Here is a 15087-nt window from a genome sequence, read left to right as displayed (position 1 = left end):
GGAGGCGCCCTGTCTATTCCCTAACCTGGCAGCGGTCTCGGTTCATCGCAAGACACAACGAGGTGCAGACCGTGTGTGGCAGAATGTCCCGATCTGGGACGGACGTCTCGCGCCTGAGCCAGCACGGCGCCCGTCCAAATACCCGTACCTGCGACAGAATTCAACCCGCAGCCAATGCCGTCACGATGGCGTCGCGAAGGCAGCACATCTCGTGCTCACCCGCATATTTATAACGAGGCCAGAAGAAGCCCTTGAGACCGTCCCTCTGACGGCGCGGGACCACGTGGATGTGCACGTGGGGGACGCTCTGACTGACGCGGTTGTTGATGGCGACGAAGAAGCCATCAGCCGAGCATGCGGACTCTACAGCGCGCGCGAGGCGCTGCGCGGTCGCGAAGAGCGGACCGACGAGCGACGCCGGAACGTCGGTGAGCACCTCGTGATGGGCACGCGGGATGAGCAGACAGTGGCCGGGGAAGAGCGGGCGATGATCCAGGAACGCCATGGCCTCCGGCTCGTCGAGCACGACGTGGGCCGGCGTTTCGCCCCGGGCGATGCTGCAGAACACGCAGGGGCGGGGCGGCATGGCGGGCCTCGCGCTCTTCGATGCCGCGCCACCTGCCTGGCGTCAATGCCGGGGGCGCGAGCAGCGGAGCGCGTCCGCGGTCACGCTGGGAGCGCGCGACCGCGGCCACACAGGGCGGGCGCGGCTGCGCAGGGGGCGCGCGATCAGTGGCTCGCAAGGATGTCGTCGATCGATCCGTAGGTGGCAGGCTCGCGCGTCCAGTAATCGAGGAGAAGGCCGCCGGCCGTCATCCACGCTCGGTCGAAGCGGCCGTCCTGCGACGTGACGCGCACGACGTGGTCGCCGCCGTGGAAGGCCCAGTGGCGGCCCGTGTGGTCGAAGTGGTCGATGAGCGCGCCCTGCCGCGTCTTGACGTGGAGCGCGTCGGAGGGATCGTCCCACGAGGTGTCGATGATGAGCTCGTAGACCTGCCAGATGTTGCCGGACGGGAGCACGCCCCAGTCCACCTGGACCCCGGAGTCGTTCGGGAGCCCGAAGACGAAGCAGCGGGGCATGCGCCGCGCCGCGTGCCAGAGATCGCCGTTGCGGCTCGGCTCGTGGTGGAGCGTGACCAGCGTGTCGCGCGCGAGGCCGAACGCGTCGTTGTCGCCGGGGCTGTCCCACACCCGGCGGAAGAGGTGCTGACAGAGCTGGTCGGCCCCGGCGGAGAACCCGACGGTGAGCAGGCCCCGCTGCCGGCGCTCGTGCAGGAGGCGCCCGAACTTGCCGGGCTCTCCGTCGAACATCGCGCCGAGCTGCTTGTAGCGCCAGAGCCCTGTCGTGCTGTAGCCGCCGCCGAGGATCACCACCTCGGACGACGCGAGGTAGTGCCAGAGGACGTCGACGTCCTCCCTGCGCAGGTCGCTGCTCCAGTAGAACGGCACGTGCTCGAGGCCGAACCGCTCGTAGAACCGGAAGAACCAGCTGAAGTTGCCGTACGCGAACTCCTGCCGCTCGCGCTCGTTGCCGTCGCGGGGCGCCTCCGACATCGGCAGGAACAGGATGCGCTTGTTGTCCCGCCCCGAGAGCGCCCGCTGCGCGATGTAGTGGTCGTGGATGAAGTTGCAGCGGTTATGGGAGCTGTAGAGCAGCGCGGTTCCTCTCATGGGGGCGCGCAGTTGAGCCGCTCGCCGCGCCGCGCGTCAAGGGGCCGCTCTCGGCGGACGGGCTCGGCGCGCCAACGACGAGGCGCGGCGCTGGTCGGCCTCGGCCGCTCGTTGGTTGACCGCGCACCGCGCACCGCGCGTCAGCCGCGCCGCGCGTCAGCCGCGCCGCGCGTCAGCCGCGCCGTACCTGCTGCATCTTGCGAGGGATGGCGCCCGAGCGCATCAGCATCTCGAACGCCTCCTTCTCGAGCATCGGGTGGACGCCGCGCGGCGGGACGCCCATGGGGCTCTTCTTCTTCGTGACGAAGCCGCTCAGGTACTGCGGGTTGAGCGCGCTCAGGCTCCGCAGCGTGGTCTTCATCTGCTTCGTGTTGTTCGCCCACGCATAGGCGAACGCGCGCGAGCGGAGCAGCTGCGGCTTGAGCTCGGCGAACGCCTCGTCGTTCGGATCGAAGGTCTCGAGCAGCTCGACCGCCTTCCCGGCCTGGCCGGTCCGTGCCCACGCCTCGCCGACGATGGCGGCCATCATGGCGCGGATCCTCGGCTCCTTGTGGCGGGTCATGTCGATCTTGTCGACGAGCGCCCGCGCCTCGTCCGTCTCGCTCAGGATGAGGTGGATCATGCCGCGCTGGGCGCGCGCCTCGTCGGCCATCGGGGCCATCACCTTGTCGAGGTTGATGGTCTCCAGCGTCCGGAGCGCGGCCCGCGGATCCTCCTGCATCTGGAGCTGCGCCTTCGCGAACGTCGCGGCCGTGTCGTCCTTCTTGAAATCCGTGTCGAGCTTGGCGATCGCGTCCTTGCGGGCCTCGGCCGAGTCGGCGGTCTGCACGATCTTCGCGACGGCGCGCGTCCGGGTCGCGAAGCGCAGCGCCCACACGATGACGCCGCCCACGATGACCGTCAGGACGCCGGCGACCGCCTTCGGCCAGATCCCCGGGATGGCCAGGGCGATGGCCCAGACGATGAGCGCCGGGATGCCGACGCGGATGGCGAGCGAGCGCGGGTTCAGCTGGGAGAGCGGGTCGGCGGGGGGCTTTCCGCCGCTGCGGAGGGCGGCGATGGCCTGCTCGCGCTGCTGCTTGGGGCTCTGCTTCTTCGGGGTGGGTTTGCCGGGGGTCTTCATCGAGGTCGTGGAGCTGATTTCCTGCGCGGGGCGCGGGGTCTCATAGCCGGCTTGCGGGGGAGCGGCCAGCGGAGGCGGACGGACGAGCCGATCGGCCCCGGGGAGGGGGCTCGGGCGGTGGACGGCTAGCTCGCGGCCGTGTCGGGGTCGTTGCCGCGGGCGCTGGGCTCGCCTTCGGGCTCGGGGGCGGGGACGGGCGTGGAGGCCGGGCGGGCGGTCTCGAAGCCGCGCAGCGGCGGCAGCGGCTCGATCGTGGGGGCGATGATCGGGACGCCGCGCTGCGGCGGGATCGTGGCCGTCGGATCGGCGAGGCCCAGCGTCGACTCGCGGAAGTGGAGGAAGATCGTCTGCGCGAGCGAGAGGCAGGGCACCGCGAAGAGCGCGCCGGTGATCTGGAAGAAGTGCTCGCCGACGAGCAGCGCGAGCACCACGAGGACCGGGTGGATCTTCGCCGCGTCGCCGATGATCTTCGGGTTCAGGAAGTTCGCCTCGAGCTGGTGGATGCCCACGATCCACACGAGCACGCCGACCGCCGTGCCGAACGACTGCGTGAGGCCGATGAGGACCGCGGGGATCGAGCTCAGGATCGAGCCGAAGATCGGGATCAGCGACATCACCGCCGCGAGGACGGAGAGGATCGGCCAGTACTTGAGGTCGAAGAGCCAGAAGCCGATCGCGGAGAGGACGCCGTTGACGAGGCAGATGAGGAGCTGCCCGCGGACGACGCCGGAGAGCCCCCGGTCGAGCCGGCGCAGGAACCGATCGAACGAGTCGCGCGAGGTCGGGTGCCAGAGCTCGCGGAAGAAGCGCAGGATCTTCTCGTGCGTCAGGATGATGTAGCCGGCGAGCATCAACGTCATGAAGAGGTTGAAGATGCCGCGCGAGATGGCCGTCGCGATGGCCTGCCCGATCCGGAGGACCGCGAGCGAGTTCTCCTTCAGGTAGGCGGCCCCCTTCTCGTAGCCCTCCTGGAGCATGTTCGCGCTGGAGAGCCCGCGGTGCCTCGGGCGCGCCTGCGCGATCTGCCAGACGCCGTCGCGCGTCTCGCGGACCTCGACGTCGTCGGCGATCTGCACGTCGAACGAGCCGTCCGGCCCGGGCAAGATGCGGATCGGCGGGCGCTCGACGCCTTCCTCTCCTCCAGGAGAGACCGCGATGGCGTCCGGCGGCCGCGCGGCCTGATCGGGCTCCTGGGCGGGCGCGACCGCCGGCGGCGCCGCCGCGGGCTCGCGGCCCGACCAGCGGTCGAGCCGCGCGTCGAGCGCGGGCAGGTACTCCTCGCGCAGGCGCGCGGCGAGGCGCGGGGCCTCGGTGGTGAGCGCCTTCCCCTCGGCGATGAGGCGGGGGACGCTGAGGGCGAAGAAGCCCGCGATCCCGGAGAGCACGAGCGCGTAGACGACGAGGATCGCCGCCCACCGCGGGACGCGCGCGCGCTCGAGCCGGAGGACCGCCGGCGTGAGCACGTAGGCGACCACGAGCGCGAGCACGAACGGGAGCAGCACCGCGTGGGAGACGATGAGCAGCGCCGCCGTGAGGACGGCGCTGACCGTCAGGAACACGGTGCGCTGCGAGGGGCCTTCGCTCACAGCGCCTCGCCGCGCGCGGCCCGGCCGTGGGCGCCCTCGTCGACGAGCGACGCAGGGAGGTCGGCGAAGAAGCCGAGCAGGTGGTCTCGCGTCGCCTCGAGCGCCTGCGGGACGACGCGGACGTCGGCGAGCACCGGCATGAAGTTGGTGTCGCCTGGCCAGCGCGGGACGATGTGGACGTGCAGGTGCTCGGCGATGCCGGCGCCCGCCGCGGTGCCAAGGTTGATCCCGACGTTCATGCCCTCGCACTTGAGCGCGGCGCGCAGGCGGGTCGTCGACTCGCGCACGAGGCGGAAGAGGGCCTCGTGATCGGCCGGCTCGAGCGCGTCGAGCGAGGCGACGTGCGCGTGCGGGACGATGAGGAGGTGGCCCGAGGCGAACGGGTAGCGGTTGAGCATGACGAACGCGCGGCGGGTCGTCGCCACGACCAGCCGATCGCGCTGTTCTTGCTCGGATGCGCGGGGGATGCCGCAGAAGATGCAGTCGGCCTGGCCCTTCGGCGCAAGGATGTAATCGATGCGCCAGGGCGCCCACAGGGGGTTACCCATGTCGCGGAGACGCTAGCACGGCGGCAACGCGCGCGGGACCACCGCTCGCTCGTCGTCACGCCGCTCTCTCTCAGGCGCGCCTCGCGTTCCGCCGCGTCGCCGATGCGGGCTCAGAACTGGATCGGCGTAGCCGCGAGATCGAACCAGAGCGAGAGGCCAAGCCCGGCGGAGGTGCCGAGCGCATCCCAGACGACGTCGCGGACCGAGGGGGTGCCGTGCCCGGAGGCATCGTAGACCTCCTTCGCCAGGCCAGCGCCGAGCGCGAGCGCGGCCCCCAGCGCGAGCCGCTGCCGAACGTCGTTCGTCGCGAGCGAACCGAGCGCGTACCCGCCGCCGGCAAGGGCCATTGACGCGCAGAAATGGCGCGCCTTGTCATCGCCGAACCACGGGTCGGCGGCCGCGGCGCGGGGGCCGTCGGCGCGGGCAGGAAGAGCGCTGAGCACCAGGGCGGCGAGGATGGGCGCCCCGAGGGCGGAGCGCGCGAGGAGGCCTCTCATCGCGGCATCGTCCGCGGCCTCGCGGAAAAAGCAAGAGGCGAGGCCCTGGGGAGGGCCTCGCCTCTCGTCGACATCGGGTCCACACGGCGAGCCGGGGGCACCGGGGGCGCCCTCGGCCCGCCGCACCTGACGTGCGGCGGGTGAGCGCCTGGCGCGCGGCCGCCTCAGCGACGCCGCGCGCCGATCCGCGTCACTTCAGGTCCAGCTTGGCGCCGAACTTCTCCTTGATGAGATCACCGATCGTCCCGGCCGCCGGCTTGTCGTCGTCGTCCTTGCGCTTCTGCTGCTGCTGCCGGACCGGGGCGGGGCGCTCCATGCCGATGTTCTTCATCGTCAGGAAGAGCCTGCGGTCGACCGTGTCGAGCGAGGAGATCTCGGCCTTGACCTTGTCGGCGACCTTCAGCTTGCCTTCCTCGGGCTCCTGCACGTCGCTCTGCGAGATGAGGCCCTCGACGCCCTCGCGCAGCCGCACGAACACGCCGTAGTCGACGATGCTCACCACCTGGGCCTCGTCGAGGACGCGGCCGGGCGGGTACTCCGTCAGCATGCTCGGCCACGGGTCGTCCCAGAGCTGCTTGATGCCGAGGGAGACCTTCTTCTCGTCGTGGTTGATCGAGAGGATGATCGCCTCGACGTCATCGCCCTTGTGGTAGAGGTCGCTCGGGTTGTTGACGCGCACCGACCACGAGAGATCGCTCTTGTGGACCATGCCGTCGACGCCCTCCTCGATCCCGACGAAGACGCCGTAGTCGGTGAGCGACCGGACCTTGCCCGCGATCTTGTCGCCGGGGTGGTACTTGTCCGTGAACAGCATCCACGGATCGGGCTCCAGCTGCTTCAGACCGAGGCTGATGCGCTTCGCGCGCGCGTCCACCTCGAGCACCTGGCACTCGAGCTCCTGGCCCACCTCGAGCAGCTTCGACGGGTGCTTGACCTTCTTGGTCCAGCTCATCTCGCTGACGTGGATGAGGCCCTCGACGCCCGGCTCCAGCTCGACGAACGCGCCGTAGTCGGTGATCGACATGACCTTGCCGCGGACCTTCTTGCCCGCCGGATACGCCTCCTCGGCGTGGTTCCAGGGGTCCTCCTGGGTCTGCTTGAGGCCCAGGGAGACGCGCTCGGTGTCGGCGTTGTACTTGAGGACCTTCACGAGGACCTCGTCGCCGACCTGGAACACCTCGCTCGGGTGGTTCACGCGGCCCCACGACATGTCCGTGATGTGCAGGAGGCCATCGATCCCGCCGAGGTCGACGAACGCGCCGTACTCGGTGATGTTCTTGATGGTCCCCTTGACGGTCATCCCTTCCGTCAACGTCTCGAGCGTCTTGGCCTTCATCTCGTCGCGCTCGCGCTCCAGGAGCACGCGCCGCGAGAGCACGATGTTGCCGCGCTTCTTGTTGAACTTGATGACCTTGAACTTGTAGGTCTGGCCGATCAGCTTGTCCAAGTTGCGGATCGGGCGGAGGTCGACCTGAGAGCCCGGGAGGAAGGCCTTCACGCCGCCGCGGATGGTGACCGAGAGGCCGCCCTTCACGCGCTGGCTGATCGTGCCCTCGATGAGCTCGTCCGCCTCGCAGGCGTTCGAGATCTCATCCCAGACCTTCATCTTGTCGGCCTTCTCCTTCGACAAGGTCACGAGGCCGTCGTCGTTCTCGCGGCTCTCGATGTAGACGTCGACCTTGTCGCCCGCCTTGACGGCGCTCTGGCCCGCGGCGTCCGCGAACTCGCGGAGCGCGATCACGCCCTCGCTCTTGCCGCCGATGTCGACCACGACGGAGTCGCGGTTCACTGCGACCACGGTGCCGGAGATGATCTCTCCTTCACGCGCGAAATCGCCCCCCTCCACGCTCTGTTCGAAGAGCGCGGCAAAGCTCTCCATGCTCGCCCCGGACGAGCCAGCCTCCATATGGATGTTACTAGTCATGTTGTTCGTTCTTGTTTCCTTTCCTTCCCTGGGATTCGCCGCGCGGGCGCAGGCGTGGACCCTAGGTGCCACGCACGAGCGGCGGAGGGGCAGGCACACGCGTACCGATGCACCCGGGCCCCTCGGGAGAGGCGAGCCTGTAGTCTGAGGAGGGGCCTCTGTCAATGCAACGACCGAGCCACTGGAGGTTTTTGTAGGTCCGGTCCGTTTTGGTGGGAAGGATGTGCCCGCCCGCCCAAAGCAGCGCGATCTCAGGGGGGCGCGGCGCCGGGCGCGCTCCCTCCGGCATCGAGCGCGTCGCGCGCGGCGCGGGCGCGGTGTGCGAGCTCTGCGCAGGCGCGATCGAGGCCCTCGTGGGGCCACTTCGTCCGGATCTCGACGCGCTCTCCCTGCGCGAGGGCCTGGGCTCCCTCGAGCGCGGCGCGTGCGCCGGCGATGTCGGGGAGCAGCGCGAGGGCGAGCTTGAGGCTGCCGAGGAGCGCCTGGGTGTCCGGGGCGAGCGCAGCGGCGGCCTCGCCCGACGCGGGCGCAAGGAGCATCGAGAGCGCGGGCTCCGCGCCGAGCGTGAGGGCGCCCGAGGCGTGGTCGATGCGGCGGAACAGCGCTCCGGCCCGCGGCAGCGCGCCGGAGACCGCGGCGGCGGCGCCGGACCACGCGGCGCTGGTGAGCGCGAAGGTGACGGCGCCCTGCTCGGGCAGATCGAGGCGCCGCCACTCGTCTGCGTCGGGCGACGCGGGCAGCGCGGCCTTCACGATCTCGACGTCCGTGCCGAGGACGATCGTGCCGTCGTCGGCCTGGCCGAGCACGGCGCGCGGCCCGACGAGCAGGAGATCGCCCTCGCGGCGGACGCCGGTCCAGCCCTCGTCGCGGGCGACCTTCTCCATGCCGGAGACGAAGCGGCCCTTCGGGATGCGCCCGCCCGCGAGCGCGACCCAGCTCGCGGCGTCGGTCGACGCGACGACGATCTCGCGCAGATCCGACGGGAGATCGAGGCCGGTGGCCGCCTCGATGCGCGCCCTGCGCGACGCGGTCTGGGGCGCGTCGTCGAGCAGCGGGAGGAAGTGCTGGCGCACGGGGCCGAAGAGCGCGAGGTCGGCGGTCTCGAGGCGGACCACGATGTTCGCGTCGCCCGGGATGTGCTGCCGGGCCGTCGGCACATAGCGCCAGAAGAAGAGGTAGACGCCGAGCGCCGCGCCGGCGAGCAACGCGGCGAGCGCGATCGCGACCACGAGGCACGCGGCCCCGCGGGGGCGGCCCGGGCGCTGCGGGGTGGCTTCGCCGGGCGGTGCGGGGCGCGAGTCTGCGGGGTCGCCCTCGGGCGTCGGCGCGGGGTCGCCCTCGGGCGCCGGCGCCGGCGCGGCGAGGTCGTCGGTCACGGTCGGTCGGATCGGTTCTTCGATCAGGGTGTCAGGCATCGGCTAGTTCCGCCCGCCAGAAGTCCGGCCAGCGTTATGGGGAGAGATTTCAACGCAAAGACGCAAAGGCGCAAAGACGCAAAAAAGAACAGATTTTGTGCAGGTTTGCGCCTTTGCGCCTTTGCGTCTTTGCGTCTTTGCGTTGAAATCTTTCTCCCCTCGCGACACCGATCCCTGACAGGATCTCTCACCCGAGGCACTAGCCCGGGGAGCGCCCGGACAGCAGGGCGAGCACGAGGGGCGCAGGGAAGAGCCAGCGGAGCCGCACGGTGCTCTCCACCTGCTCGATCGAGAGCTCCTTCATGAGATCTGCGTAACGTGCATCCTCGACGTTGTCGCGGAACACCTCGAGGAACCGGCGGGCGCGCGCCGCGCCGGCCGCGTCGACGCCGACGAGCTCCACGTCGAGGCGCACCCCTTCGTCGTGGAGGGACGCCACGCCGCGGACCCGCGCGACGCCCGCGACGAGCGCGCCGATCGACGGGAAGCGCCGCGCGAGGTAGGGGGGGAGCCGGCGCGCGCGCAGGTCGAGGCTCACGAGCCCCTCGGCGGCCGGGTCGCCGCGGCGCGCGTCGGGGCCGTCACGGAGGAGGCGCGCGACGCTGCTCACCTCGACCGCCGACACGAGCGCGACCGCGCGATCGCCGAGCGCGATGATCCGCGCCGTGTCGGCGCGCGATCCCGCGACGCCGCCGCGGCGGTCGAAGACGGCGACGCCGTCCTGCGCCGCCGGCGCCGGCTCCCAGCGGCCGGGATCGGGCGTGAGCCCGGCCATCCGGCCCTCGAGGACGACAACGCGATCACCCTCCTCGAGATCGGCGAGCCGCAGGCCGAGCCAGACGACGTCGGCGCGCTGGAGGGCGCTCTCCAGCGCCTCGTCGGGCACCTCGTCGAGCGCGCGCCGGGCGAGCTCGTCCGATGCCGCCTGGCCCAGCCCGTCGCGCATGCGGGCGACGTCGACGCGCACGACGAGATCGAGATCGGCCGGGAGCAGATCGGCCGGCTCGATGCGCCGGACGACGCGCGGGCCGGCCGGGCTCGCCGCGCGCGCGGGGGGGCCGCCGCCCGCGAGCCGCGGCGCGGCGTCCCCGCAGGCCGGGAGCCCGAGCGCCATCAGGGCGGCGGCGACGGCGGCGGCGCGGACCTCAGCCGCCGCGCGCACGGATCTCCACGAGGGTCGCCATCTCGTCGATGATCTCCTGCGGGCTCCTGTGCCCCGAGTCGACGAGGATCGCGTCGTCGGCCTTGCGGAGCGGCGCGACCGCGCGCTCGCTGTCGGCCTTGTCGCGGCGGAGCACGTCGGAGAGCGTCGCCTCGAAGCTGACGGGCATGCCGCGTGCGACGAGCTCGTCGTACCGCCGCTTCGCGCGGATCTCGGCCGGCGCCGTGAGGAAGAACTTCACCTCGGCGTCCGGGAACACCACGGTGCCGATGTCGCGCCCCTCGAGCACCACGCCGCCGCCCGCGCCGGCCTGCCGCTGCATCGCGAGCAGCGCCTGGCGCACGGCGGGGATGGCCGAGACCCGGCTCGCGCCGAGGCTGATCTCGGGCGCGCGGATCGCGCTGGAGACGTCCTCGCCGTCGAGCAGCACGCGCATGCCGCTGCCGCCAAGGCCCGACTGGGGCGGGGCGTTCGCGGGCGGGGGGGCGGAGGAGTCGGGCGGCATGCCGTGCGGGCTCCGCTCCAGGGCGATGCGCCCGCCGCGCGCGAGATCCTCGGCGAGCGCGCCGATCTCGCCCTCCTCTTCCCACGTGAGGCTCGCGCGGCGGGCCGCGAGCGCGACGGCGCGGTAGATCGCGCCGGTGTCGACGAGCAGGTAGCCGAGCCGCTCGGCGAGCCCACGCGCGACCGTGCCCTTGCCGGCGCCGGCCGGTCCGTCGATCGCGACGCGCAGCCGCCGGGGCTCGCCCCGGGCCGGGAGGTGGTGCGCGTCGTCCTGTCGTTGTCGTTCGGTCACCTGCGCTCCTCCTCTCTCGCTCACCATCGCGCGCTCACGCGGCGCGGGCGCCCTCGACCTCGATGCGCGCGCCCAGGGCGCGCAGCGTCCCGACGAAGAGGGGAAAGCTGGTCGCGATGCAGCCCGCGTCGCGGACGCGCGTGGGCCCGCCGGCGGCGAGCCCGAGCACGGCGGCCGTCATCGCGATGCGGTGATCGCCGCGGCTGTCGACGTCGGCCGCGTCGAGCGGCCGGTCGGGCCTGCCCTCGACGAGGAGCCCGTCGGTGCGCTCCTCGCAGCGCAGGCCGAAGGCGCCGAGCACGGACGCCATCGCCGCGATGCGGTCGGTCTCCTGCGCGCGCAGCTCCCGCGCGTCGAACACCTCGGTGAGGCCGCGCGCCCGCGCGCCGAGGCCGAGCAGGATCGGCAGCTCGTCGATGGCGCGCGCCGCGAGCTCGCCGCCCGCGCGCCCGGCGCGGAGGCCGGCGCCGGAGGAGGCGGGCGCGACGTGGATGTCGCCGGTGGGCTCGCCGAGGGCGTCTCCCTTGATCTCGACGGCGACGCCGCCATCCATGTCGCGCAGCACCTCGAGCAGCCCGGTGCGCGTCGGGTTGAGGCCCACGCGCCGCGCGGTCACGCGGCTCCCCGGCACGATCTGCGCGGCGGCGACGAGGAACGCGGCCGCGGAGAGGTCGCCGGGCACGTCGAGCTCGAACGCCGGGAGCGCGCCGGAGAAGCGGGCCGCGTCGAGGCAGACCATCGCACCGACCGAGTCGATCGGCACGCCGAGCGCGGTGAGCATGCGCTCGGTGTGATCGCGCGAGACGATCGGCTCACGCACGAACGTCGGGCCGTCGGCGTAGAGGCCGGACAGGAGGAGGGCGCTCTTCACCTGGTCGCACGGGACGGGGATCTCGTGCTCGATCGACGAGAGCACGTGCGGCTCGGGGAGCGGCCCGACGTCGAGCGGCGCCGTGATCTCGCCGATCTTGCGCGGATCGAGCTGCCCCTCGATGTGCCCGCCGCGGAGCCGGAGCGGCTTCGCGACGCGATCCATGGGGCGGCGCGAGAGCGACGGGTCGCCGACGAGCCGCGCGGCGAAGCGCTGGGCGACGAGGATGCCCGCGAGGAGGCGCATCGTGGTGCCGGAGTTGCCGCAGTCGATGGGGCCGCCGGGGGCGCGGAGGCCGGAGAGCCCGGCGCCGTGGACGACGAGGTCGCCCGGCGACGGCTCCTCGACGCGGACGCCCATGGCGCGCAGCGCGCCCACGGTCGAGAGGACGTCGCCGCCGAGCGTCCCGCCCCGGATGCGGCTCTGCCCGGTGGCGAGCGCGGCGAGGAGGAGCGCTCGGTGGGCGATGCTCTTGTCCGCAGGGACCGGCACGCTCCCGATGAGCGGCCGCTCCGCCGGGTGGACGATGAGGTCGGGCACGGGTTGCCGTGTAGCAGAACGGCGGGCGCAGGCACAGCGGGCGAGGCGCCGAGGGCGCAGCGCGCGGGGTGGGACCGCGCGGGCGCCTCGATGTTAGGGTCGCCGCGTCGCGGCGGGTCGACAAGAGGCGGAGGCGGCATGGACGGGGCAGTGGATGTGGCGGCGCGCGTGGCGGTTCGGCTCGGCGCGATCCCGGGCGTGGTGGCGGTCGTGCTGGGCGGATCGCGCGCTCGTGGCGCGGGCCACCCGGACTCGGACGTCGATCTGGGCATCTATTACGAGCCCGAGAGCCCGCCCGACCTCGCGGCGCTGCGCGCGCTCGCGCGGGAGCTCTGCGCCGGCGGCGCCGAGGGCGACGTGGCGCCGCTCGCGCGGGAGCTCCACGCGAGCGCCGCCGAGGACGTCGTCACGCCGCCCGGCGCCTGGGGACCGTGGATCAACGGGGGCGCGTGGCTGGAGATCGAGGGGCACCGGGTCGACTGGCTCTACCGGGATCTCGCGCGTGTGCGGCGCGTGATCGGGGAGTGCCGGGCGGGGCAGGTGACGTGCGACTACCAGCCCGGTCACCCGCACGGCTTCCTCAGCGCCAACTACCTGGTCGATATCCACGACTGCCGGCCGCTCTACGATCCGGAGGGCGCGCTGGCCCCGCTGAAGGCGCTCGTGACGCCGTATCCGCCGGCCCTGCGGAGGGCGCTCCTAGAGAGGTTCCTGTGGGAGGCCGGGTTCGCCATCGACACCGCGAAGAAGGCCGGGCGGCGCGGCGACGTGTTCTACGTGAGCGGCTGCCTGTTCCGCGCCGCGGCCTGCCTGGTGCAGGCGCTGTTCGCGCTGAACGAGCGCTACCTCTCGAACGAGAAGGGAGCCCTGCAGGGGACGCGGGCGCTCTCTCGGTGTCCTCAGGGCTTCGCCGACAGGGTTGAGGCGACGCTCGCCGCGCCCGGCGAGGGCGCGGACGCGCTGCTCGCGAGCCTGGGGCGCATGGAGGCGATCGCGCGCGAGGTGCGCGAGCTGTGCCGAGGGGACGAGCCGAGCTGCTAACATCCGGCGCGACGATCGCGGAGGGCGCCGCGGGGGCGGGCCCGGCGGCGCATCGAGCGCGGCGCATCGAGCGAGGACGAGGAGCCATGGAGTCGATCAAGCTGGAGCACGGTCCGTCGGAGGAGCAGCTGGCGAAGCTCGGGGCGCGCGGCTGGCCCATCTGGACGAAGGAGGTGTCGACCTTCTCGTGGCACTACGACGAGCGGGAGATCTGCTACCTGCTCGAGGGCGACGTGATCGTGACGCCCGCGGAGGGAGGCGGCGCGCCGGTGCGGATCCAGGCGGGGGATCTGGTGACGTTCCCCGCGGGGCTGAGCTGCACCTGGGAGGTGCGCTCGCCGGTGCGGAAGCACTACCGGTTCGGCTGAGCGGCGGCTTCACGGCGCCGGGGCGCCACGCGAGCGCCTGCTGCAGGCATGGCCGAGGGGCCGGGGATGGGCTGCGGGCGGTGAGCGCAAGAGCGCTAGGCTCCGGTGCCGTCGAGGGAATCGTCGTTGTTGGCGCCGGCGGGGGCGGCGCCATGTCGTTGGCCGGCGCCGGCTCGCGCCGCGCGCCCGGCGGCGCGTCTGCGACCGCGCTGGTCGGCTCGGACCGACTTGCGGCGGCGAGCGAAGGGCCTGAGGTGCTCACCATCACCTGGCCGTGAAATCGCGACAGGGCATGAGAATTTCTGGTCGCGATCTGCAATGCATACAAACCGCGATAGGGCATGAGAATTTCTGGCCGTGATCTGCAATGCACGCGCACGCGGAAATTCGGTCCATTGAGGATTCAAAGCGCAAGGAGATCCATGGTAGTCAACCTCTGCGCGAGGCATAGATGCCGCCCGGCCGAGGCTGGGCGGGAAGAGTGATGCTGTGCCGGACTAGGCCAGCGCGGCATCCAGGCCCCCGCGTTGGGCCGAGGTGAACCTTGCTGCGTTCTGCGCTGGTCGTCTGTTGGTCGCATGTGGCCGCCGTAGCGATGTTCCTCCTCGGGCTCCAGTCGGCGTTTGCCGCGTCGCCGCCGCCACGGTCGCCGCGCGTGACAGCTTTGATCAAGGAGGCAGAGGCCGCCCTGGAGCGGCTCGACATCGCGCGCGCTCGCGACCTGTGGGCGCAGATCTACGATATCGAGCGTTCTACGGTGGGGATCTGCCAGCTCGGGCAGCTCGACCGCCGACTCGGGCGCTGGGTGGACGCCGTGGTGGAGCTCACGCGGTGTGTGCAGGAGATGCGTCCGCCGGCCACGCCTACGGAGCGGCGGCTCTACGAGACGCGGCATGCGGACCTGGCGGCGGCGCGGCTCGAGGTGGCGCAGCTCCATGTGTTCGCGCCCGCGGGGGCGGCGCCCGTGCTCGTGGACGGGCGCCTCGTGGACGAGAGCGGTCAGATCTACGTCGCGCCTGGGCAGCATGAGGTCACGACGATGTTGCCGGATGGCCGCAAGGCACGCTCCATGGTGCACGTCACCGCGAGAGAATCGCGCGTTGTCCTCCTGAGCGCCGAACCCGCGAGCGTGCGCTCGGTCGCTCCGTTGAAGGTGACGCTGGCGGGCCCGCCGGCGCAGCCGGAACCCGGTCCGGCGCCGTGGCTTCTCTATACGGGCTCCGCAGCGTCGGGCGCATTCCTGGTCTCAGGAATCGTGCTGCACATCGTGGCATCGATCGAGGACACCGCCTTGAGGGACGAGATGTGCAAGCCCCACTCGGACATCCAGACTGCGGGCATGTTTCGAAAAGAGCAGCAGTCCGTCGAGGTAAAGCAGCACCTCAGCACGGCAGCGCTTGTTGCCGGGACCGCGCTCGGTGCCGCGACACTCGCGGTTGCGGTGCTGCCGAATGGCGCTCAGATCCGCGCGCGTAGGGCTGGCGCGGAGGTGCAGTTCTCGTGGTAGAGCCTGGTGCCGTCTGGGAAGGTCACCGGATCCTCGGC

General features: G+C 71.9%; 14 protein-coding genes. 3 read left to right on the top strand and 11 right to left on the bottom strand.

Annotated features, from left to right (window positions below; translation table 11 throughout):
• Nucleotides 1-160 precede the first annotated feature (160 nt).
• From WMF46_RS36560 to aroA, 11 genes are all read right to left on the bottom strand, one after another.
• The gene (locus WMF46_RS36560) at nt 161-586 is read right to left on the bottom strand and encodes an HIT family protein (RefSeq protein WP_437981442.1); all 426 of its coding nucleotides are present in this window, start codon (nt 584-586) and stop codon (nt 161-163) included.
• A gap of 143 nt (nt 587-729) precedes the next feature.
• Nucleotides 730-1671 (bottom strand): hypothetical protein, encoded by a 942-nt coding sequence (locus WMF46_RS36555; RefSeq protein ID WP_437981441.1) that lies wholly within the window; start codon nt 1669-1671, stop codon nt 730-732.
• A 172-nt stretch (nt 1672-1843) separates the two neighbouring features.
• Nucleotides 1844-2794 (bottom strand): hypothetical protein, encoded by a 951-nt coding sequence (locus WMF46_RS36550; RefSeq protein WP_437294657.1) that lies wholly within the window; start codon nt 2792-2794, stop codon nt 1844-1846.
• Nucleotides 2795-2919: 125 nt separating this feature from the next.
• Complete coding sequence (locus WMF46_RS36545; RefSeq protein WP_437981440.1) at nt 2920-4380, bottom strand: AI-2E family transporter; 1461 nt, start codon at nt 4378-4380, stop codon at nt 2920-2922.
• Nucleotides 4377-4928, bottom strand: a complete 552-nt coding sequence (locus tag WMF46_RS36540) for an HIT family protein (protein ID WP_437981439.1) — start codon at nt 4926-4928, stop codon at nt 4377-4379. Before WMF46_RS36540 ends, WMF46_RS36545 begins: the two co-directional genes overlap by 4 nt.
• A gap of 110 nt (nt 4929-5038) precedes the next feature.
• A complete protein-coding gene (locus WMF46_RS36535; protein WP_437981438.1) occupies nt 5039-5425 on the bottom strand; it encodes a YfiM family protein in 387 nt (128 codons plus the stop codon).
• Between the two features lie 190 nt (nt 5426-5615).
• Entirely contained in the window at nt 5616-7421 is a 1806-nt protein-coding gene (locus tag WMF46_RS36530) for a 30S ribosomal protein S1 (protein WP_437981437.1), read from the bottom strand.
• Between the two features lie 179 nt (nt 7422-7600).
• Nucleotides 7601-8764: a hypothetical protein gene (locus WMF46_RS36525; RefSeq protein ID WP_437981436.1), complete on the bottom strand. Its 1164-nt coding sequence runs from the start codon at nt 8762-8764 to the stop codon at nt 7601-7603.
• Between the two features lie 199 nt (nt 8765-8963).
• Nucleotides 8964-9926, bottom strand: coding sequence for a hypothetical protein (locus tag WMF46_RS36520; protein WP_437981435.1), 963 nt, complete (start codon nt 9924-9926; stop codon nt 8964-8966).
• Nucleotides 9910-10722, bottom strand: coding sequence for a (d)CMP kinase (gene cmk, locus WMF46_RS36515; RefSeq protein ID WP_437981434.1), 813 nt, complete (start codon nt 10720-10722; stop codon nt 9910-9912). The genes WMF46_RS36520 and cmk overlap by 17 nt, the downstream gene beginning before the upstream one ends.
• A gap of 34 nt (nt 10723-10756) precedes the next feature.
• Nucleotides 10757-12133, bottom strand: coding sequence for a 3-phosphoshikimate 1-carboxyvinyltransferase (aroA, locus tag WMF46_RS36510; protein ID WP_437981433.1), 1377 nt, complete (start codon nt 12131-12133; stop codon nt 10757-10759).
• 138 nt (nt 12134-12271) lie between these two features.
• Between aroA and WMF46_RS36505 the strand changes: the two genes are divergently transcribed.
• From WMF46_RS36505 to WMF46_RS36495, 3 genes are all read left to right on the top strand, one after another.
• Entirely contained in the window at nt 12272-13174 is a 903-nt protein-coding gene (locus tag WMF46_RS36505; protein ID WP_437981432.1) for a nucleotidyltransferase domain-containing protein, read from the top strand.
• An 86-nt stretch (nt 13175-13260) separates the two neighbouring features.
• The gene (locus tag WMF46_RS36500) at nt 13261-13542 is read left to right on the top strand and encodes a cupin domain-containing protein (protein ID WP_012239482.1); all 282 of its coding nucleotides are present in this window, start codon (nt 13261-13263) and stop codon (nt 13540-13542) included.
• Nucleotides 13543-14086: 544 nt separating this feature from the next.
• On the top strand, nt 14087-15049 hold the full coding sequence (locus tag WMF46_RS36495) for a hypothetical protein (protein ID WP_437981431.1): 963 nt from the start codon (nt 14087-14089) through the stop codon (nt 15047-15049).
• Nucleotides 15050-15087: the final 38 nt, after the last annotated feature.

The sequence above is a fragment of the Sorangium sp. So ce117 genome (assembly GCF_051524395.1).
GTDB lineage: Bacteria > Myxococcota_A > Polyangia > Polyangiales > Polyangiaceae > Sorangium > Sorangium cellulosum_B.
The sequence above is the reverse complement of the archived record's forward strand: the minus strand, read 5'-3'. Positions and strand labels throughout refer to the sequence as shown.

Bases quoted from the DNA above. Each gene is read 5' to 3' on its own strand.
- WMF46_RS36535 (WP_437981438.1), bottom strand. From the start codon at position 5,425: ATGAGAGGCCTCCTCGCGCGCTCCGCCCTCGGGGCGCCCATCCTCGCC.
- WMF46_RS36555 (WP_437981441.1), bottom strand. From the start codon at position 1,671: ATGAGAGGAACCGCGCTGCTCTACAGCTCCCATAACCGCTGCAACTTC.
- WMF46_RS36525 (WP_437981436.1), bottom strand. From the start codon at position 8,764: ATGCCTGACACCCTGATCGAAGAACCGATCCGACCGACCGTGACCGAC.
- WMF46_RS36550 (WP_437294657.1), bottom strand. From the start codon at position 2,794: ATGAAGACCCCCGGCAAACCCACCCCGAAGAAGCAGAGCCCCAAGCAG.
- WMF46_RS36500 (WP_012239482.1), top strand. From the start codon at position 13,261: ATGGAGTCGATCAAGCTGGAGCACGGTCCGTCGGAGGAGCAGCTGGCG.
- WMF46_RS36540 (WP_437981439.1), bottom strand. From the start codon at position 4,928: ATGGGTAACCCCCTGTGGGCGCCCTGGCGCATCGATTACATCCTTGCG.
- WMF46_RS36505 (WP_437981432.1), top strand. From the start codon at position 12,272: ATGGACGGGGCAGTGGATGTGGCGGCGCGCGTGGCGGTTCGGCTCGGC.
- WMF46_RS36560 (WP_437981442.1), bottom strand. From the start codon at position 586: ATGCCGCCCCGCCCCTGCGTGTTCTGCAGCATCGCCCGGGGCGAAACG.